Consider the following 17,893-nt stretch of genomic DNA (forward strand, 5'->3'; position numbering starts at 1 on the left):
CGCCTGCATCGGCCTGGAGATATCTGCCCATGCATAACCCCTGCGCCGTGATCCCGGTGTACAACCACGAAACCGCCGTGCCCGCCGTGGTCGACGCCCTGCTGGCTGCCGGCCTGCCCTGCGTGCTGGTCGACGACGCCAGCAGCCCCGCCTGCGCTGCCGTGCTCGAACACCTGGCCCTGGGCGATAACATCTTCCTGATCCGCCTGGCCGTGAACCAGGGCAAGGGCGGGGCGGTGATGGCAGGGCTGCGCGAAGCCTCGCGCCTGGGCTTCACCCACGCCCTGCAAGTGGACGCCGACGGCCAGCACGACCTGCGTGACGTCGCCACATTCATACAAGTGTCGCAGCAAAACCCCGAAGCGCTGATCTGCGGTTATCCACAGTACGACGCCAGTGTGCCCAAGGGCCGCCTGTATGCGCGCTACCTGACCCATGTATGGGTGTGGATCAACAGCCTGTCGCTGCAGATTCCCGACTCGATGTGCGGCTTTCGTGTTTACCCGCTGGCGCCGAGCCTGGCACTGATCAACTCGGTCAAACTGGGCAAGCGCATGGATTTCGACCCCGAAATTCTGGTCCGCCTGGCGTGGCGCAACCAGCCCATGCGCTGGCTGCCGACCCAGGTGCATTACCCCCGGGACGGCCTCTCGCACTTTCGCCTGTTCCATGACAATGCGCTGATTTCCGGCATGCACACCAAGCTGTTTTTCGGCATGTTGCTGCGCTTGCCGAGCATCCTCTGGAGGCGCTGCAAAGCATGAGCGAATCCCGTGAGCATTGGGCCGACCACAAGGAGCGCGGCAGTTTCCGGCTGATGCAGCTCACCGCCTTCGGCATCAAGCTGCTGGGCCGGCGCGTACTCAGCCCGGTGCTGTACGCCATCGTGCTGTACTTCTTTTTGTTCGGCAAACGCGCCCGGCGCAGCAGCTGGCTCTACCAGCAGCGGCTGGCCGACTGGAGCGGGCGCAACGAACTGCGCCCTACCCGCTGGCGGGTGTTCGGGCAGTACATGGCGTTCGCTGATGCCCTGCTCGACAAACTCGATGTATGGAACGGCCGCCTCAAGATCGAAGACATCGAAATCGTCGACCCCGCCCTGCTGCGCAATCAGTTGCGCGGCGAACGCGGGCAGATGCTGGTGGGCGCGCACCTGGGCAACCTCGAAGTGTGCCGCGCCCTCGCCGAGCTGGGCGAGCAGGTGACCATGAACGTACTGGTGCACACCCGCCACGCCGAGCAATTTAACCGTCTGCTGGGCGAAGCCGGGGCCAGCCACTTGCGCCTGATCCAGGTCAGCGAGCTCAACCCGGCGGTCATGCTGCAACTCAATCAGCGCCTGGAAAATGGCGAATGGCTGGCGATTGCCGGTGACCGTGTGCCGCTGCATGGCGGGCGCAATATCGAGGTCGACTTCCTTGGCCATCCGGCGCTCTTTCCACAAGGCCCGTGGCTATTGGCCGGGTTGCTCAAGTGCCCGGTCAACCTGATGTTTTGCCTCAAACATGAAGGGCGTTACCGGGTGATCCTCGAGCCCTTTACCGACGCCGTACTCTGGCGGCGCAGCGACCGCGAGCAGGTGATCGCCCATTGGGCCACTCGCTACGCCGAACGCCTGGGGCACTACTGCCTTGAAGCGCCGCAACAATGGTTCAATTTCTACCCATTCTGGAAGACCGATGACGACGCATCCGCATGAGCCAGTAACCTTCGGCCAAACCCCGTTGCGCATTGAAGACGTGCTGGCCCTGGCCAATCGTCAGGCGCCGACCCGTTTGCAGGACGACGCCGACTACCGCGAGCGCATCGCCAAGGGCGCGCGCTTTCTCGACTCGCTGCTGGACAAGGAAGGCGTGATCTACGGTGTGACCACCGGCTACGGCGATTCTTGCGTGGTGGCCGTGCCGCTGGAGCACGTCGAAGCCTTGCCGCGCCACCTCTACACCTTCCACGGTTGCGGGCTGGGCAAGTTGCTCGACGCCCAGGCCACCCGCGCTGTGCTGGCGGCGCGCTTGCAGTCGCTGTGCCACGGCGTGTCGGGTGTGCGCATCGAACTGCTGGAGCGGTTGCAGGCCTTTATCGCCCACGACATCCTGCCCCTGATCCCCGAAGAGGGCTCGGTGGGCGCCAGCGGCGACCTGACCCCACTGTCCTATGTGGCTGCAACCCTGTCAGGCGAGCGTGAAGTGCTGTTCAAGGGCGAGCGCCGCCTGGCAGCAGACGTACACCGCGAACTGGGCTGGACGCCGCTGGTACTGCGGCCCAAGGAAGCGCTGGCATTGATGAACGGCACTGCGGTGATGACCGGCCTCGCCTGCCTGGCCTATGCCCGCGCCGACTACCTGCTCAAACTGGCCACGCGCATCACCGCCCTCAACGTGGTGGCGCTGCAAGGCAACCCCGAGCACTTTGACGAGCGCCTGTTTGCCGCCAAGCCGCACCCGGGGCAGATGCAGGTTGCTGCGTGGATCCGCCAGGACCTGGCCATCGACGCCCCGACCGCGCCGCTGCATCGCCTGCAAGACCGTTACTCGCTGCGTTGCGCGCCCCATGTGCTGGGCGTGCTGGCCGACAGCCTGAACTGGCTGCGCGGGTTTATCGAGATCGAACTCAACAGCGCCAACGACAACCCGATCATCGACGCTGAAGAAGAGCGTGTGCTGCACGGCGGGCATTTCTACGGCGGCCATATCGCCTTTGCGATGGACAGCCTCAAGACCCTGGTAGCCAACGTCGCCGACCTGCTCGACCGCCAGCTCGCATTGCTGGTGGACGTGCGCTACAACCACGGTTTGCCGAGCAACCTGTCGGGCGCCAGCGCAGAACGGGCGATGCTCAACCACGGTTTTAAGGCGGTGCAAATTGGCACTAGCGCCTGGACTGCCGAGGCGTTGAAAAACACCATGCCGGCCAGCGTGTTCTCCCGCTCCACCGAATGCCATAACCAGGACAAGGTCAGCATGGGCACCATCGCTGCCCGCGATGCGATCCGCGTGCTGGAACTGACCGAGCAAGTCGCCGCCGCCACCCTGCTGGCGGCCAATCAGGGCGTATGGCTGCGCAGCCGTGCCGAAGACGCCCGCCCGCTGCCGCCAGCGCTGGCGCAGATGCATGCCGAACTGGCCAGGGACTTCCCCCCGGTGGTTGAAGACCGCGCCCTGGAAGCCGAGCTGCGCCTGTGCCTGAGCCGGATCGCCCAACAACACTGGAGGCTGCATGCGTAGCAAAGGGGTTTTGCACGTTGATACCGAGGTGCTGGTGCCGTTTTTCGACATCGACACCATGCATGTCGTATGGCACGGCCACTACGTCAAATACCTCGAAGTGGCCCGCTGCGCGCTGCTCGACCATATCGGCCACAACTACACGCAGATGCTCGATGCGGGCTATGCGTGGCCGGTGATCGATATGCAGTTGCGCTATGTACGCGGGGCCACGTTTGGCCAGCGGATCAACGTGCGCGCCAGCCTGGTGGAGTGGGAGAACCGCTTGAAGGTCAATTACCTGATTACTGACCTGGCCACCGGCGAACGGCTGACCCGGGCCGTGACCGTGCAAGTGGCGGTCGAGATTGCCAGCAAGGAGATGCAACTGGTGTCGCCCAGGTGCTTTACCGAGGCGGTGGCGAGGGTGCTGGCATGAACGCGATCATCTGTGGGAGCGGGCTTGCTCGCGATTGCATCACCGCAGTGTGGCAGAAGCTGCGCAGCGCCTGCATCGCGAGCAAGCCCGCTCCCACATTGGGGTGTGTGCTGTTGCTCGGATTCACTCCCATGGCCCACGCCTTCGACCTGCAACAACTGAGCGAGCAACTGGCCAGGCCCCAGGTGATCCACGGTGATTTCATCCAGGAAAAACACCTGCGCGCCCTGCCCAAGCCCCTGACCAGCACCGGCACCTTTGTGCTGGCCAGGGACCACGGCCTGCTCTGGCAACTCAAGACCCCGTTGCAGCAGGACTACCGTATCACCGCCCAGGGCATCGCCCGCCGCGACGGGACAAGCTGGCAAATGCTGCCCGGCAAAAGCGCCGGCGCCGAGCAGAACCGCCTGTTTCTCGCCGTGCTGCAAGGCGACAGCAGCGGCCTGCAACGGGATTTCGACCTGCAACTGCAAGGCATACCCGATCACTGGACGCTAACGCTGACTCCACGCTCCCTGCTGCTCAAGCAAGTGTTCAAACAGATCAATATTGAAGGCGGCGAGTTGGTGCAACGCATCGAACTGCAAGAAGCCCAGGGCGACAGCACGCAGCTGAAGATGCACAACAGCGTCAGCAACCAACCGTTGAGCGATGCGGAGCAGCACGATTTTGCGCAGTGAACGCTGGTTGCCCCGTGGCTTTCTGATCCTGCTGCTGGCCGTGCTCGCACTCGCCGGCTGGCAGTGGCGTCACGGTGCACCGCTGTCGGCCAATTTGATGGACCTGGTGCCCGGCGACGCGCCGGACGCGCTGGAGCTGAGCGCCGAGCAACGCATGCAGGAGCCGCTCAACCGCGAAATGCTGGTACTGGTGGGCAGCAGCGACCGTCAGCAAGCCATCGCCACGGCCCGGCAACTGGGCACGCAATGGCAGGCCAGCGGCCTGTTTGAAAAGGTCCAGTGGGACCTGCAGGCCGACCTCCCGGCCCTGCGCGAACAGCTGCTGCGCGGGCGTGTGGCCATGCTCTCGGCCGCCGACCGCACCCAGTTGATCGAACACCCCGAGGCTTTTATCCAGCAACGTGTGCAAGCGTTGTTCGACCCTTTTAGCGGGTTCAGCCTGGTGCCCAGCCAGGACGACTGGCTGGGCCTCACCGGGCGTATCCAGAACAGTCAGCCGCAACGTGGCACGGTACAACTGGATATCGGCAGCGGCGCGCTGATCGCCGAGGCCGACGGCAAACACTGGGTACTGCTGCGCGCCCGCACCCGGGGCAATGCCTTCGACATGAAGCTGCCCGTGCGGGTCGCCCAACTGCTCGAAGACAGCCGCACCCAAGCGGCCAACAATGATGTGCAACTGCTGGCCGCCAGCGGCCTGCTTTACGCCGCCAGCGGCCAACAGCAAGCCAGCCGTGAAATCACCTGGGTCGGTGGCGGCGCCACCGTGGGTATTCTGCTGCTGTTGCTGCTGGCGTTCCGGCGCTGGCGGGTGCTGCTGGCCTTTGTGCCAGTGCTGGTGGGCATGCTGTTTGGCGCCGTAGCCTGCGTCGCGTTCTTTGGCAGCATGCATGTAATGACGCTGGTGTTGGGCTCAAGCCTGATCGGCGTGGCGGTGGATTACCCGCTGCATTACCTGTCCAAAAGCTGGAGCCTGAAACCCTGGCGCAGCTGGCCCGCCCTGCGCCTTACCCTGCCGGGGCTGAGCCTGAGCCTGGCCACCAGTTGCATCGGTTATCTGGCCCTGGCCTTTACGCCGTTCCCGGCGCTGACCCAGATCGCCATTTTCTCCGCCGCTGGCCTTGTCGGTGCCTACCTGAGCGCCGTCTGCCTGCTGCCCGCATTGCTCAAAGGCGTGGATTTGCGCCCTGCGCAATGGCCGCTGCGTATCGCGCAAACCCTGCTCAATATGCGCGAAGCACTCCTGAACAAAATCCCCACCCCGGCGCTGCTGGTGTTGCTGCTGGCGTTCTGTGCCGCCGGCGTGTGGCAACTGACCAGCAAGAACGACATCCGCCAATGGGTCAGCGCGCCGCCCCAGCTGCTGACTGAAGCCCAGGCGATTGCCCGTATCACGGGTTATCAGCCCACCAGCCAGTTTTTCCTGGTGCGCGCCGATAACGAGCAGCAGTTGCTGGAGCGTCAACGCGCCCTCAGCGAGCGACTTGACCAGTTGGTCGGCCTGGGCAAGCTGCAGGGTTATATGGCCCTCAACCAACTGGTCAGCCTGCCCGTCGAGCAACAGCAGGTACGCGCCGCCCTCAACGTCTTGCCACAGCACTGGCAGCCGCTGCTGGAGCTGGGCGTGCCCGAAAGCGCCCTGCAAGCCGAACTGGCGCAACTGCAAGCCTTGCCCGGGCAGTCGATTGACGATGCGCTGAGCGGCCCGCTGGCCGAGCCGTGGCGGGCACTGTGGCTGGGCAAGAACGCCGAAGGCGTGGCGGCAATGGTCAGCCTGCAAGGTTTGAACAGCGCCAGCCTGTTGCGCATACAAGCACTGGACTTGCCCGGCGTGAAGCTGGTGGATCGCCTGGGCGATTTGAACAACGTATTTGCCGCCACACAAATCAGCGCCGCCGAACTGAAACTGCTGTCCTGCGTGCTGATCGTGCTGCTGCTGATCGCTCCGTTCGGCTTCGGCGGCGCGCTGCGTATCGTTGCGCTGCCATTGCTGGCGGCCTTGTGCAGCCTCGCCAGCCTCGGCTGGCTGGGCCAGCCCCTGACCCTGTTCAGCCTGTTCGGCTTGCTGCTGGTGACGGCCATCAGCGTCGATTACGCGATCCTGATGCGCGAGCAAATCGGCGGCGCCGCCGTCAGCCTGCTGGGCACCCTGCTGGCGGCACTGACCACCTGGCTGTCGTTCGGCCTGCTGGCGGTTTCCGGCACCCCGGCAGTCAGCAATTTCGGCCTGGCGGTCAGCCTGGGCCTGGCGTTCAGCTTTATCCTCGCGCCCTGGGCCGGCAAGCAGGAGCACCGCCAATGATGATCGCCGCATTCTGGCTGCTGGTTCTGGCCCTGTTTGCCGTGGCTACCCGGGTGGGCCGCCACTTTGGCGTGATCCCGATTGTCAGCCAGTTGCTGCTGGCGTCCATCGGCCTGCCGTTGCTGATGCTGCTGTGGATCGAACCGCACTGGCAGCTCAGTGGCGCACAACTGATCGCGCCGGTCTGGCTAAAAAGCCTGTACAGCCTGGGTTTTGCCCTGTTGCTGGGGACCATTTTGAGTGATGTGATCGACTTGCGCCTTGATCGCCAGAGCCTGAAAATCGCCCTGCCCAGTTTCGCCGTGCCGTTTGCCTGCGGGCTGGCCTGCGCAGTCTGGCTGCTGCCGGAACAACCCTGGCTCAGTTCACTGGCCATCGGGCTGGTGTTTGCCATCACCGCGATCCCGGTGTTGTACCTGTACTTGCGCCATATCCATTACCCGCCTGCGGCCACCCGGCGTCTGGTGCAAAGCGCGATCCTTATCGACCTGACCTGCTGGAGCCTGTTTGGCCTGGCCCAGGGCAGCCTCGATTTCAACAGCCTGCTGCTGCCCATTGCCGCAGCCTTGCTGCCATTGCTGTTGCGCGCCCTGCAGATTCGTCAGCCGCTGTGCTACAGCCTGAGTTTTTTCGCCCTGCTGGTGGTGGCCGAGCATTACCGCCTCAATGCGCTGATTTTCGGTGTCGGCTACCTGCTGTGCATGGCGTGGCTCAAGGTCGCGTGGGTGATGCCGCTAAAGACCCTGTGGCTTGGGCGCTTGCAAAGCCACCTCGCGGTGCCGTTGATCCTGGCCTTCGGGATTGTGCAGATCGATGTGCATAGTGCCCTGAGCGACATCAACATGCTGCAATTGGCGGCGCTGTTGCTGTTGCCCATGCTCAGCAAAGTGCTGGGCAACTGGCTCGGCTTGAGCTGGGCCACGCCGTCGTTTGCCGGCGCCAGTAAATGGCGTGAAAGCCTGTTACTCAATATTCGCGGGTTGAGTGAGATCGTGTTTCTCAACCTGCTGCTGCAACAACAGCTTATCAGCCCGGCGCTGTACTTTGCGCTGATGCTGATGGGCCTGATCGCCACGCTGTTACCGGCGCTGGCGGGCATGAACAAACCCCCTTTGAAGTCGGCTGTAGTCCCCGGCAAGGAGCCTCTGTGTCAGTAGTAGAAATGGAATGTCGTCAGGTTGTGGTCATTGGTGCCGGGCCTTCCGGGGCCATCGCCTCGGCGTTGCTCAAACGCAAGGGCCACGATGTGCTGATCATCGAGCGCCAGCACTTCCCGCGCTTTTCCATTGGCGAGAGCCTGCTGTCCCATTGCATCGACTTTATCGAGGAAGCGGGCATGCTGGAGGCCCTGCAGGCCGCCGGCTTCCAACTGAAAAACGGCGCGGCCTTCGCCTGGGGCGAGCAGTACAGCGCCTTCGATTTTGGCGACACCTTCAGCAACGGCAAACCCACTACCTTTCAGGTGCAGCGCGCCGATTTCGACAAGCTGCTGGCCGATCAGGCCGCCTTGCAGGGCGTTGAAATCCGCTACGGCGAAACCGTGATGACGGTTGACGTTGAACGGGAAAAACCGCTGCTGCAGGTTGAACGCGAAGATGGCAGCCGCTATCAGCTCGAAGCCGATTTCATTCTCGACGCCAGCGGCTACGGCCGTGTCCTGCCACGCTTGCTCGACCTTGAAGCACCGTCGAACTTTCCGCTGCGTCAGGCGGTGTTCACCCACGTTGAAGACCGCATCGACCACCCGGGTTTCGATCGCAACAAAATCCTCATCACGACCCACCCTACCCAACGGGATATCTGGTTCTGGAGCATCCCGTTCAGCAATGGCCGTTGTTCGGTGGGCGTGGTGGCCGCAGCAGAACATTTCAAAGGGCGTAGTGAAAACCTCGACGAATGCCTGCGCAGCTTTATCGATGAAACCCCAAGCCTGCAACATGTGCTGGTCAATGCCATATGGGACACCCCGGCGCGCACCCTGGGCGGTTACTCGGCCAACGTCAAAACCCTGCACGGCCCCGGCTTTGCCCTGCTGGGCAACGCCGCCGAGTTCCTTGACCCGGTGTTCTCCTCGGGCGTCACCATTGCCATGCGTTCGGCGAGCATGGCCGCCGGTGTACTGCACCGCCAGTTGCAAGGCGAAGCGGTGGACTGGCAAAGCGAATTTGCCGAGCCGCTCAAGCGCGGGGTCGACACCTTCCGTTGCTATGTCGAAGGCTGGTACGCCGGGACCTTTCAGGACGTGATCTTCCACCCCGGCAGCTCGCCGCACATCCGGCGCATGATCAGCTCGATCCTGGCCGGCTATGCCTGGGACGAAACCAACCCGTTTGTCAGCGAACCCAAGCGCCGATTGCGCATGCTGTCGGATATCTGCGCCACGGAGCCCGCATGAAACCTCTGAGCGATACCTACGTCGAAGAAACCCGCATCGGGTTCTGGTTCTTGCGCAGCCACACCTGGCAGCACCATGTGCTGCGGGTGGCCATCAACGACCTGCGCAGCCTGTTCAGCGAGCCGCTGCCCACCGCGCCGGTGATCCTCGATGCCGGTTGCGGCCAGGGCAAATCGTTCCAGTACCTGTACAAGACCTTCGCCCCCCAGCGCCTGATCGGCCTGGATGCCGACCCGCTGAGCCTGCAGCTGAGCGGCGAAGAAGCACAGCGCCAGGGCTTTGATGTGGAACTGATCGGCAGCGACTGCGCCGAACTGGACGTGCCCGACGCCAGCGTCGACATCCTGTTCTGCCACCAGACCTTTCATCATCTGGTGCAACAGGACCGTGCGCTGGCCGAGTTTTACCGGGTGCTCAAGCCCGGCGGTTACTTGCTGTTTGCCGAGTCTACCGAAGCCTATATCGATACCTGGGTGATCCGCTGGTTGTTCCGTCACCCCATGCATGTGCAGAAAAGCGCGGCGCAATACCTGGAAATGATCCGCGACCAGGGCTTTGAATTCGAGGCGCAGAACGTCTCTTACCCGTACCTGTGGTGGAGCCGCTCCAAAGACTTCGGCCTGCTGGAGCGGGTTGGCCTGTTCAAGCCAAAACCGGTGGGCCAGCGCGAAGAAACCCTGGTCAACGTGGTGGCACGCAAGCCCCTGCCAGGCCAGGCCCAATGATCAATTCAAACCCTGTAGCCGCTGCCGAAGGCTGCGATGGCATGCGAAGCAGGCCCGTTTTCTTGAAGGCCCTGCGGGCCTTTTCGCAGCCTGTCGGCAGCGGCTACAGGCTAAGCGCAGCACTGTGGATGCTCTTGCTGCTCAGCGCCTGCACCAGCCTGCCACTGCCACGGCACACGCCAACCCTGGCCTTGCCCATGCAATTGCATATCCAGCGCCAGCAGGCCGATCAGCGTCAGGACTGGTTGCTAGTCATCCAGCAACAAGACACCGCGCTGCGCTGGTCACTGATGGACCCGCTGGGCATTCCACTGGCGCGCCAACTGCTGCAAGACGGCAGCTGGCACGCCGACGGGTTGCTGCCGCCCAACCCCGAAGCCCGCGAGCTGTTTGCCGCGCTGCTGTTTGCACTCACACCAGCAACGCAGCTTGCGGATAATTATCCACAGGCCAAAACGGCGCCTGACCTGCGCTTCATCGAACAACGCTGGCAAGTGCACTACCCGCAACCCGAGGTGTTTCGCATCGACATGAAGGGCGATCTGCATTACACCGTAAGCCCCCTGGAGACCGCCCCATGACGGCTTACCTCAATGCTCTTGGCGTGGTCTGCGCCCTTGGCCGTGGCGCCGATGAAGTGGCACGCAAGCTGTTTGCCGGTGACTGCTCGGGCATGCTGCGCGCCAGCGGCTGGGTGCCCGAACGCTCAGTGACCATCGGTGCGGTGAACGGTGAGCTGGCTGCAATCCCGGCCGAACTCCATGCGCAAAACAGCCGCAACAACCAGTTGTTGCTCGAAGCCGCCCTGCAGATCCGCGACGCTATCGAGCAGGCCATCGCAACCTTCGGCCGCGAGCGCATCGCCATCGTGCTGGGCACCAGCACCTCGGGCATTGATGAGGCCAGCCAGGGCATTGCCCACTACCTGCAGAACCAGCAGTTCCCCGCTGACTACACCTATCAGCAACAGGAACTAAGCGCGCCGGCCACCTTCCTGGCCGACTGGCTGGGCATCAGCGGCCCGGCCTATGTGATTTCCACCGCTTGCACCTCCAGCGCCCGCGCCCTGATGAGCGCGCAGCGGCTGCTGGAAATGAACCTGTGCGACGCGGTGCTGTGCGGCGGCGTCGACACCCTCTGCAAATTGACGCTCAACGGCTTTTCGGCACTGGAAGCCGTGTCGGATGAGCGCTGTAATCCGTTTTCGGTAAACCGCCACGGCATCAATATTGGCGAAGCAGCGGTGCTCTTTGTAATGAGCAGGCAACCTGCCGCCGACCACGCCATCGCCTTGCTCGGCGCGGGGGCCAGCAGTGATGCCCACCATATTTCCGCCCCAGAGCCTGGCGGGCGCGGCGCCGTTCAAGCCATGCAACAAGCCTTGAAGCGCGCGGGCCTGCAGGCAGACCAAATCGGCTATCTGAACCTGCACGGCACCGCCACCCAGCACAACGATGCGATGGAAAGCCACGCCGTGGCCCAGGTATTCCCCGAAGGGGTACCGTGTTCATCGACCAAACCCATGACCGGCCACACCCTGGGTGCCGCTGGCGCGCTGGAAGCCGCCTTCTGCTGGCTGAGCCTGAACCACGACGGTGCCTTGGCGCCCCACGTCTGGGACGGCCACGGCGACCCGGCGCTGCCTGCCCTGAACTGGGTAACCCCCGGCCAGACCCTGGCCCCGACCTCACAACGCTGCCTGATGAGCAACTCGTTTGCCTTCGGCGGCAATAACGTCAGCCTGATTATCGGAGAGGCTCCATGATCGATTGGCCGCTCGCCGAACTGCTGCCCCACGCTGGCGACATGATCCTCATCGATCAGGTACTGGCGTTCGACGAAGAACAGATTCAAACCCGCCTCACCGTGCGCGCCGGCGGTTTGTTCAACCGCGAAGACGGCAGCCTGCCCGCCTGGGTGGGCGTTGAGTTGATGGCGCAAAGCGTCGCCGCCTACGCCGGTTGCCGCGCCCGCGTGCAGGGCAACCCCGTGGCCCTGGGTTTTTTGCTCGGCACGCGTAAATTTGAATGCAACGTCGAACACTTCCCTGCGGGCACCGAGCTGCATATCCACGCTCTGCGCTCGCTGGAAGACGACAACGGCATGGGCGTGTTCGAGTGCCACCTCACCGGCCCCGGCATCCATGCCAGCGCCCGCCTGAACGTGTTCCGCCCGCCCCGGGCCGAAAACTACCTTGCCCAGACACCCCAGGAGACCCGCCATGACTGAGTCCATTTTGGTCACAGGTTCCAGCCGTGGCATTGGCCGCGCCATCGCCTTGCGCCTGGCCCAGGCCGGTTTTGATCTGGTGCTGCATTGCCGTAGCGGCCGCAGCGAAGCCGATGCCGTAATGGCCGAAGTACACGCCTTGGGCCGCAATGCCCGGGTGTTGCAATTCGACGTATCGGAGCGCGCCCAATGCAAGGCCATTCTCGAAGCCGATGTCGAGACGCACGGGGCCTATTACGGCGTAGTGCTCAACGCCGGCCTGACCCGTGACGGTGCCTTCCCGGCGCTGAGCGAAGACGACTGGGACGTGGTCATGCGCACCAACCTCGACGGTTTTTACAACGTGCTGCACCCGGTGATGATGCCGATGATCCGCCGCCGCGCGGCCGGGCGCATCGTCTGTATTACCTCGGTTTCGGGCCTGATCGGCAATCGCGGGCAGGTCAACTACAGCGCCTCCAAGGCCGGCCTTATCGGCGCAGCCAAGGCCCTGGCCATCGAGCTGGGCAAACGCAAGATCACCGTCAACTGCGTCGCGCCGGGTCTGATCGACACCGCCATGCTCGACGAAAACGTACCGGTAGAAGAACTGATGAAAATGATCCCCGCCCAACGCATGGGCACCCCGGAAGAAGTCGCGGGGGCTGTCAACTTCTTGATGTCGGCCGAAGCGGGCTATATCACCCGCCAGGTGCTGGCCGTCAACGGAGGGTTGTGCTGATGAAGCGCGTCGTCGTCACCGGCATGGCCGGCATTACTTCACTGGGCAGTGACTGGGCCAGCATCGAGGCCAATTTTGTGGCCGGACGCAGCGGTATCCGGCGCATGGACGAGTGGGACCGTTTTACTGAACTCAACACTCGCCTGGCTGGCCCGATCGATGATTTTGCAGTGCCCGCCCACTGGACCCGTAAACAACTGCGCAGCATGGGCCGCGTCTCGCGCCTGGCCGTCGGCGCTGCAGAACAGGCCTTGCAGGACGCCGGCCTGCTCGGCAACCCGATCATCCGCGATGGCCGCATGGGCGTGGCCTGCGGCTCGTCCACCGGCAGCACCGACGAGATCAAGGCATTCGGCAACATGCTGCTCAACTCCGTCGCAGACGGCCTCAACGCCAACAGTTATGTGCGCATGATGCCCCATACCACGGCGGCCAATATCAGCATCTTCTTTGGCCTGACCGGGCGCCTGATCCCCACCTCCAGCGCCTGCACCAGCGGCAGCCAGGGCATCGGCTATGCCTATGAGTCGATCAAGTTCGGCCGCCTGCCGTTGATGCTGGCCGGTGGCGCCGAAGAACTGTGCCCCACCGAAGCGATGGTGTTCGACGCGCTATACGCCACCAGCCTGAAAAACGACGCCCCGCACACCAGCCCCCGCCCCTACGACAGCGGTCGTGACGGACTGGTGATAGGTGAAGGCGGCGGCATGCTGGTGCTTGAAGAACTGGAGCACGCCTTGGCCCGTGGCGCCCATATCCATGCGGAGATCGTCGGTTTTGGCAGCAATGCCGACGGCCAGCACACCACCCGCCCGGAAGTCGGCACCATGCGCCGGGCGATGGAGCTGGCACTGGAAGATGCAGGCATTGGCGCGGATGCCATCGGCTATGTAAACGGCCACGGCACCGCCACCGAACAGGGCGACATTGCCGAGACCCTGGCCACCAGCGAGTTGTTCGGCAAGCACATGCCGATCAGCTCGCAGAAGAGTTTCCTGGGCCACACCCTGGGTGCCTGCGGGGCGCTGGAGTCCTGGTTCAGCATCGAGATGATGAACCGCGACCGCTATGTCCCCACGCTCAACCTCGATGAAGTCGACCCCCGCTGCGGCGAACTGGACTACCTGCGCGGCGGGTTTCGCGTCATGCATAACGACTACGTCATGAACAACAACTTTGCCTTTGGCGGGGTCAACACATCGTTGATCTTCCGTCGTTGGTCCTGAGATTTCTGGAACCCACGCAATGACTTACCTGCTGCGCATCACCCTGATTGCTCTGGCCCTGCTGACCACTGTGTCCTGCACCAGCAAACGCATGCTCACCCCGGACCGCACGTTGCATGCCTCGATCCACAGTGACCGGGCGCAGATGCAACAAGCCATCGTCAAGGCGCTGGTCGGGCGCGGCTGGACTGTGCAAGAAATCACCCCGCAGCGGGTGCAGGCGCAGATCACCGTGCGCGAGCAATACCACGCCGAAATCGACATCCCCTACAGCGCCGACCACTACCGCATCCAGTACCGCAACAGCAGCGGCCTGGACTACAAGGACGGCAAGATCCACAAAAACTATATCCGCTGGGTGCGCCTGCTCGATCGCGACATCGTGCGCGACCTCAAGGACAACCAGAACGAGCGCACGGCCAGGCAATTGTCGGAGTCAGCGCTGGTAAAACCGTTGTAACCCTGCATTTTTAATCGTCAAGGAGACTACCCCGATGCACTTCAAAACCCTGGCTGCTGCCACCGCGATACTGCTCTGCGCCCTGCCAGCCGTGAGTCAGGCCCGCGACAGCGCGTTGTACCTGCCGTTTGAACAGGTCGTGAACGAAGCCATCAGTTCCGGCAAGATCGATGGCAGCGTCAAGTTCTACCTGGCGGGCAACACCCCGGGCGGTAAAGTCACGGTGCTCAGCCCCGGTGCCGTGACCAACAAGAAAACCAATGCGTTTAACAAGACCGATTACCAGGCCTGTTCCTGGGCGCTGCAATCGGCGCTGATTACCCTGCATGAAGCGGCGAAAAAAGTAGGCGCCAATGCGGTGACTGACATCGCCAGCTTCTACAAACGCAACGAACGCAAAGATCCGAAAACTTACGAGTGCCACGCCGGTGCCGTGATCGCAGGTGTCGCCTTGAAGGGTGATTTGTCGAAGGTGAATTGAAAGCCGCTGTAATGGCTTGACCCCAGACATGACAAAGGCGCCTTTCGGCGCCTTGTTTACAAACAGACAGGCTTGTCATCGCACTGTGTCTGTCCGGCTCTGCGATGGCTGGTTGCCCAGGATCCTCAGAGTCTCGCGCGCCTTGGCAACCCTGCCAAGGGCTTTAGCGATGAATGCCGGATCACCTCCAGCTTCGTCCCTGCTTGCTTCAAGGTAGTGCTGGATATCTTCTTCCGTCTTGAGGAATTCGGAACTGTCCCAACGCGTGAATGTTTCAATCACCTTCCATTCTCCTTAAATGCTTTGGCAATCAACCGGGCTTGCTTGATATCGCGGATTTGACTGTTCTTGTCTCCAGCGCACAATAAAACGATCCATTGATCACCATGCTTCATTAAGTACAACCGGTAGCCAGGGCCGTAATCGATCCGCGCTTCGCTTAACCCCGCACCCAGTGATTTAGTGTCCCCCAAATGGCCTTCAGCCATTCGATCAATCCTGACCGCAATTCGCGCTCGGGCACGGCTGTCGGGCAAGTTTGAAAGCCAGCGGGAAAAGGTAGAGCTGCGAATAATTTCAATCATTCGCAAAAGGTAAACTTAAGGCTACACCTGAAGAATCAGCCCATTACACTCCCTTTCGTCTGAAATAGCAGTTTGTTGATTCAGTCATCGGCGGCCATGTACAAGCACGATCCCTGTCATTCGCAGGACGATTCCTAGACCCTGGCCACGGTCTTGCGCGTCAGCAACTGCGCAAACGCATTCGCCATCGGCGAGTTGTTGCCCTTGCGCTGCACCAGCCACACGGCGGTATTGGCGTCCGGGTCCAGCAGCGGCCGATAGACCACACCCTTGATGCGCATATGCTGGAATGACGCCGGCAGCACCGACACCCCCAATCCCGCCGACACCAGGCCAATGATGGTCATGGCCTCCCCCGCTTCCTGGGAGATATGCGGGCTGAACCCCGCTACTCGCGCCAGGCTGAGCAATTGTGCGTACAAGCCGCTGCCGTAGCTGCGCGGGAAGAACACAAACGGCTCGTCCGCCAACGCCGCCAGTTGCATCCCCTCCTCACTGCCCTCGGCCAGGGGGTGATCGGCACGGATCACGGCCACCAGCGGCTCGCGAAACAGCTCCACGGCCAGCAGCGACTCCGGTAACGCCAGCGGGCGCATGATGCCGACTTCGATGGACTCGTCCTCCAGCCCCTCGGCCACCTCGCGGCTGCTCATTTCCTTGAGGTCCAGATGCACCGCCGGGAATGCCTGGCGAAAGGCAAAAATGGCCTGTGGGATGCTGGAGTTGAACGGCGCCGACGAGGTAAAGCCAATCTTCAGTTCGCCCAGCTCGCCCAACTGCGCACGCCGGGCCACGTCGGCGGCCTTGTCGACCTGGGCCAGCACCCGCCGCGCCTCTTCCAGGAACAATCGTCCGGCCTCGCTAAGCGCTACCCGACGGTTGGTGCGATCGAACAAACGCGCCCCCAGTTCCTGCTCCAGTGCCTGGATCTGCTGGCTCAGCGGTGGCTGGGATATGCCCAGCACCTGCGCCGCCCGGCCAAAATGCAGCTCTTCGGCCACGGCAATGAAGTAGCGCAAATGGCGCAGTTCCATACAACCTCCATTAAGTCGTAAAACCTCTTAAACAGGTCGAATAATATATTGGAAAGAATCGTTAGCCGCCTATATTCTTTTGCCATTGCCGTTCGGCTTTACCGCACTTTGAGGTCCCCGTGAAAACTGCCGCTGCACCCCTGGCCCACGAAATCCCGCCGTCCGCGCTGGATGATGTTGTTTCCCAACTCAATGATGTGTTTATCGAGAAAGGCACGCCGATGTTTATGCGCACGGTGCTGGCCCTGTTCTCGGGTGGGTTCGCGACCTTCGCCCTGTTGTATTGCGTACAGCCGATGATGCCGGTGTTGAGCCATGAGTACGGGATCAATGCCGCGCAAAGCAGTCTGATTTTATCCGTGGCCACGGCAATGCTGGCCATTGGTCTACTGATTACCGGGCCCATTTCTGACGCCTTCGGCCGCAAGCCGGTGATGGTGTTTGCGTTGTTTTCCGCGGCGCTGTTTACCGTGCTCAGCGCCATGATGCCAACCTGGGAAGGGGTGCTGGTAACCCGCGCGCTGGTGGGCTTGTCCCTGAGCGGTCTGGCTGCGGTAGCCATGACCTATTTGAGTGAAGAAATCCATCCGCAGCACATTGGCCTGGCGATGGGCCTGTATATCGGCGGCAACGCCATTGGCGGCATGAGCGGGCGCTTGATCAGCGGTGTATTGATCGACTTTGTCAGTTGGCACACCGCCATGCTGGTAATTGGCGTGCTGGCGCTGGTGGCCGCAGTGGTGTTTGTGAAAATCCTGCCCGAATCGCGCAACTTCCGCCCGCGCGCCATGAACCCGCGCAGCCTGCTCGACGGGTTCACCATGCACTTTCGCGATGCCGGGTTGCCGTGGTTGTTCCTGGAAGCCTTCCTGCTGATGGGCAGCTTTGTCACCCTGTTCAACTACATCGGTTATCGCCTGCTGGCTGACCCGTACAACATGAATCAGGCCGTGGTGGGCTTGCTGTCGATTGTTTATCTGTCGGGTATCTACAGCTCGGCGCAGATTGGCGCGCTGGCCGACAAGCTGGGCCGTCGTCGCGTGTTGTGGGCCGTCATTGTGCTGATGCTGGCCGGTATCGCGCTGACCCTGCTCACGCCCATCGCGTTTGTGATTATCGGCATGCTGATGTTTACGTTCGGCTTCTTCGGCGCCCACTCGGTGGCCAGTAGCTGGATCGGCCGCCGGGCCACCAAGGCCAAGGGGCAGGCGTCATCGCTGTACCTGTTCAGTTACTACGCCGGATCGAGCGTGGCCGGCACCCTGGGTGGCGTGTTCTGGCATCTGGCGGGCTGGAACGGCATCGGCGGGTTTATCACCGGCATGCTGGTGATTGCCCTGTTGGTGGCGTTGCACCTGGCCCGCTTGCCGGTGCTGCCGGGGAATGCGAAAAGTGCGTAACTTCCCGTCCTGCA

Annotated in this window: 20 protein-coding genes; 17 read left to right on the forward strand and 3 right to left on the reverse strand. The window is 62.5% G+C overall.

The window, feature by feature from the left end:
* The first annotated feature begins 29 nt into the window (after positions 1 to 29).
* The 16 genes from BLU25_RS12795 to BLU25_RS12870 all read left to right on the forward strand — a co-directional run bounded on the left by BLU25_RS12795 (position 30) and on the right by BLU25_RS12870 (position 14,861).
* Complete coding sequence (locus BLU25_RS12795) at positions 30 to 764, forward strand: glycosyltransferase family 2 protein (protein ID WP_016783223.1); 735 nt, start codon at positions 30 to 32, stop codon at positions 762 to 764.
* Entirely contained in the window at positions 761 to 1,699 is a 939-nt protein-coding gene (locus tag BLU25_RS12800; RefSeq protein WP_016783222.1) for an LpxL/LpxP family acyltransferase, read from the forward strand. Before BLU25_RS12795 ends, BLU25_RS12800 begins: the two co-directional genes overlap by 4 nt.
* Complete coding sequence (locus tag BLU25_RS12805) at positions 1,680 to 3,224, forward strand: HAL/PAL/TAL family ammonia-lyase (RefSeq protein WP_016783221.1); 1,545 nt, start codon at positions 1,680 to 1,682, stop codon at positions 3,222 to 3,224. The genes BLU25_RS12800 and BLU25_RS12805 overlap by 20 nt, the downstream gene beginning before the upstream one ends.
* Complete coding sequence (locus BLU25_RS12810; RefSeq protein ID WP_016783220.1) at positions 3,217 to 3,642, forward strand: acyl-CoA thioesterase; 426 nt, start codon at positions 3,217 to 3,219, stop codon at positions 3,640 to 3,642. Before BLU25_RS12805 ends, BLU25_RS12810 begins: the two co-directional genes overlap by 8 nt.
* Positions 3,639 to 4,322, forward strand: a complete 684-nt coding sequence (locus tag BLU25_RS12815) for an outer membrane lipoprotein carrier protein LolA (protein ID WP_029611698.1) — start codon at positions 3,639 to 3,641, stop codon at positions 4,320 to 4,322. Before BLU25_RS12810 ends, BLU25_RS12815 begins: the two co-directional genes overlap by 4 nt.
* Positions 4,294 to 6,624 carry an MMPL family transporter gene (locus BLU25_RS12820; RefSeq protein ID WP_371836897.1) on the forward strand — a complete coding sequence of 777 codons (2,331 nt, stop codon included), beginning with the start codon at positions 4,294 to 4,296 and terminating at the stop codon, positions 6,622 to 6,624. Before BLU25_RS12815 ends, BLU25_RS12820 begins: the two co-directional genes overlap by 29 nt.
* Positions 6,621 to 7,781: a hypothetical protein gene (locus BLU25_RS12825; RefSeq protein ID WP_016783217.1), complete on the forward strand. Its 1,161-nt coding sequence runs from the start codon at positions 6,621 to 6,623 to the stop codon at positions 7,779 to 7,781. Before BLU25_RS12820 ends, BLU25_RS12825 begins: the two co-directional genes overlap by 4 nt.
* Positions 7,772 to 9,019: an NAD(P)/FAD-dependent oxidoreductase gene (locus tag BLU25_RS12830; RefSeq protein ID WP_029611697.1), complete on the forward strand. Its 1,248-nt coding sequence runs from the start codon at positions 7,772 to 7,774 to the stop codon at positions 9,017 to 9,019. The genes BLU25_RS12825 and BLU25_RS12830 overlap by 10 nt, the downstream gene beginning before the upstream one ends.
* Entirely contained in the window at positions 9,016 to 9,744 is a 729-nt protein-coding gene (locus tag BLU25_RS12835) for a class I SAM-dependent methyltransferase (protein ID WP_083369669.1), read from the forward strand. Before BLU25_RS12830 ends, BLU25_RS12835 begins: the two co-directional genes overlap by 4 nt.
* A gap of 128 nt (positions 9,745 to 9,872) precedes the next feature.
* Entirely contained in the window at positions 9,873 to 10,325 is a 453-nt protein-coding gene (locus tag BLU25_RS12840) for a DUF3261 domain-containing protein (RefSeq protein WP_083369868.1), read from the forward strand.
* Positions 10,322 to 11,509, forward strand: a complete 1,188-nt coding sequence (locus tag BLU25_RS12845) for a beta-ketoacyl-[acyl-carrier-protein] synthase family protein (protein WP_016783214.1) — start codon at positions 10,322 to 10,324, stop codon at positions 11,507 to 11,509. The genes BLU25_RS12840 and BLU25_RS12845 overlap by 4 nt, the downstream gene beginning before the upstream one ends.
* Positions 11,506 to 11,973, forward strand: coding sequence for an ApeP family dehydratase (locus BLU25_RS12850; protein WP_016783213.1), 468 nt, complete (start codon positions 11,506 to 11,508; stop codon positions 11,971 to 11,973). Before BLU25_RS12845 ends, BLU25_RS12850 begins: the two co-directional genes overlap by 4 nt.
* Positions 11,966 to 12,694: a 3-oxoacyl-ACP reductase FabG gene (fabG, locus tag BLU25_RS12855; protein WP_016783212.1), complete on the forward strand. Its 729-nt coding sequence runs from the start codon at positions 11,966 to 11,968 to the stop codon at positions 12,692 to 12,694. Before BLU25_RS12850 ends, fabG begins: the two co-directional genes overlap by 8 nt.
* Positions 12,694 to 13,920, forward strand: coding sequence for a beta-ketoacyl-ACP synthase (locus BLU25_RS12860; RefSeq protein WP_016783211.1), 1,227 nt, complete (start codon positions 12,694 to 12,696; stop codon positions 13,918 to 13,920). Before fabG ends, BLU25_RS12860 begins: the two co-directional genes overlap by 1 nt.
* Before the next feature lie 19 nt (positions 13,921 to 13,939).
* Positions 13,940 to 14,380 (forward strand): hypothetical protein, encoded by a 441-nt coding sequence (locus BLU25_RS12865; protein ID WP_016783210.1) that lies wholly within the window; start codon positions 13,940 to 13,942, stop codon positions 14,378 to 14,380.
* A 34-nt stretch (positions 14,381 to 14,414) separates the two neighbouring features.
* A complete protein-coding gene (locus BLU25_RS12870) occupies positions 14,415 to 14,861 on the forward strand; it encodes a hypothetical protein (RefSeq protein WP_016783209.1) in 447 nt (148 codons plus the stop codon).
* Between the two features lie 75 nt (positions 14,862 to 14,936).
* On the opposite strand, the gene BLU25_RS12875 is transcribed toward BLU25_RS12870, so the two are convergent.
* The 3 genes from BLU25_RS12875 to BLU25_RS12885 all read right to left on the reverse strand — a co-directional run bounded on the left by BLU25_RS12875 (position 14,937) and on the right by BLU25_RS12885 (position 16,479).
* Entirely contained in the window at positions 14,937 to 15,143 is a 207-nt protein-coding gene (locus BLU25_RS12875) for a helix-turn-helix domain-containing transcriptional regulator (RefSeq protein WP_016783208.1), read from the reverse strand.
* Complete coding sequence (locus BLU25_RS12880) at positions 15,140 to 15,445, reverse strand: type II toxin-antitoxin system RelE/ParE family toxin (RefSeq protein ID WP_029611696.1); 306 nt, start codon at positions 15,443 to 15,445, stop codon at positions 15,140 to 15,142. Before BLU25_RS12880 ends, BLU25_RS12875 begins: the two co-directional genes overlap by 4 nt.
* Positions 15,446 to 15,579: 134 nt before the next feature.
* Entirely contained in the window at positions 15,580 to 16,479 is a 900-nt protein-coding gene (locus tag BLU25_RS12885; RefSeq protein WP_083369670.1) for a LysR family transcriptional regulator, read from the reverse strand.
* Between the two features lie 140 nt (positions 16,480 to 16,619).
* Here BLU25_RS12885 and BLU25_RS12890 point away from each other — a divergent pair, with 140 nt between their 5' ends.
* Entirely contained in the window at positions 16,620 to 17,879 is a 1,260-nt protein-coding gene (locus BLU25_RS12890) for an MFS transporter (RefSeq protein ID WP_186349628.1), read from the forward strand.
* The last annotated feature ends 14 nt before the right edge of the window (positions 17,880 to 17,893 follow it).

Source organism: Pseudomonas fragi (genome assembly GCF_900105835.1).
Taxonomy (GTDB): domain Bacteria; phylum Pseudomonadota; class Gammaproteobacteria; order Pseudomonadales; family Pseudomonadaceae; genus Aquipseudomonas; species Aquipseudomonas fragi.

Bases quoted from the DNA above. Each gene is read 5' to 3' on its own strand.
- BLU25_RS12795 (WP_016783223.1), top strand. From the start codon at position 30: ATGCATAACCCCTGCGCCGTGATCCCGGTGTACAACCACGAAACCGCC.
- BLU25_RS12800 (WP_016783222.1), top strand. From the start codon at position 761: ATGAGCGAATCCCGTGAGCATTGGGCCGACCACAAGGAGCGCGGCAGT.
- BLU25_RS12805 (WP_016783221.1), top strand. From the start codon at position 1,680: ATGACGACGCATCCGCATGAGCCAGTAACCTTCGGCCAAACCCCGTTG.
- BLU25_RS12810 (WP_016783220.1), top strand. From the start codon at position 3,217: ATGCGTAGCAAAGGGGTTTTGCACGTTGATACCGAGGTGCTGGTGCCG.
- BLU25_RS12815 (WP_029611698.1), top strand. From the start codon at position 3,639: ATGAACGCGATCATCTGTGGGAGCGGGCTTGCTCGCGATTGCATCACC.
- BLU25_RS12820 (WP_371836897.1), top strand. From the start codon at position 4,294: ATGCGGAGCAGCACGATTTTGCGCAGTGAACGCTGGTTGCCCCGTGGC.
- BLU25_RS12825 (WP_016783217.1), top strand. From the start codon at position 6,621: ATGATGATCGCCGCATTCTGGCTGCTGGTTCTGGCCCTGTTTGCCGTG.
- BLU25_RS12835 (WP_083369669.1), top strand. From the start codon at position 9,016: ATGAAACCTCTGAGCGATACCTACGTCGAAGAAACCCGCATCGGGTTC.
- BLU25_RS12840 (WP_083369868.1), top strand. From the start codon at position 9,873: ATGCTCTTGCTGCTCAGCGCCTGCACCAGCCTGCCACTGCCACGGCAC.
- BLU25_RS12845 (WP_016783214.1), top strand. From the start codon at position 10,322: ATGACGGCTTACCTCAATGCTCTTGGCGTGGTCTGCGCCCTTGGCCGT.
- BLU25_RS12850 (WP_016783213.1), top strand. From the start codon at position 11,506: ATGATCGATTGGCCGCTCGCCGAACTGCTGCCCCACGCTGGCGACATG.
- fabG (WP_016783212.1), top strand. From the start codon at position 11,966: ATGACTGAGTCCATTTTGGTCACAGGTTCCAGCCGTGGCATTGGCCGC.
- BLU25_RS12860 (WP_016783211.1), top strand. From the start codon at position 12,694: ATGAAGCGCGTCGTCGTCACCGGCATGGCCGGCATTACTTCACTGGGC.
- BLU25_RS12865 (WP_016783210.1), top strand. From the start codon at position 13,940: ATGACTTACCTGCTGCGCATCACCCTGATTGCTCTGGCCCTGCTGACC.
- BLU25_RS12870 (WP_016783209.1), top strand. From the start codon at position 14,415: ATGCACTTCAAAACCCTGGCTGCTGCCACCGCGATACTGCTCTGCGCC.
- BLU25_RS12880 (WP_029611696.1), bottom strand. From the start codon at position 15,445: ATGATTGAAATTATTCGCAGCTCTACCTTTTCCCGCTGGCTTTCAAAC.
- BLU25_RS12885 (WP_083369670.1), bottom strand. From the start codon at position 16,479: ATGGAACTGCGCCATTTGCGCTACTTCATTGCCGTGGCCGAAGAGCTG.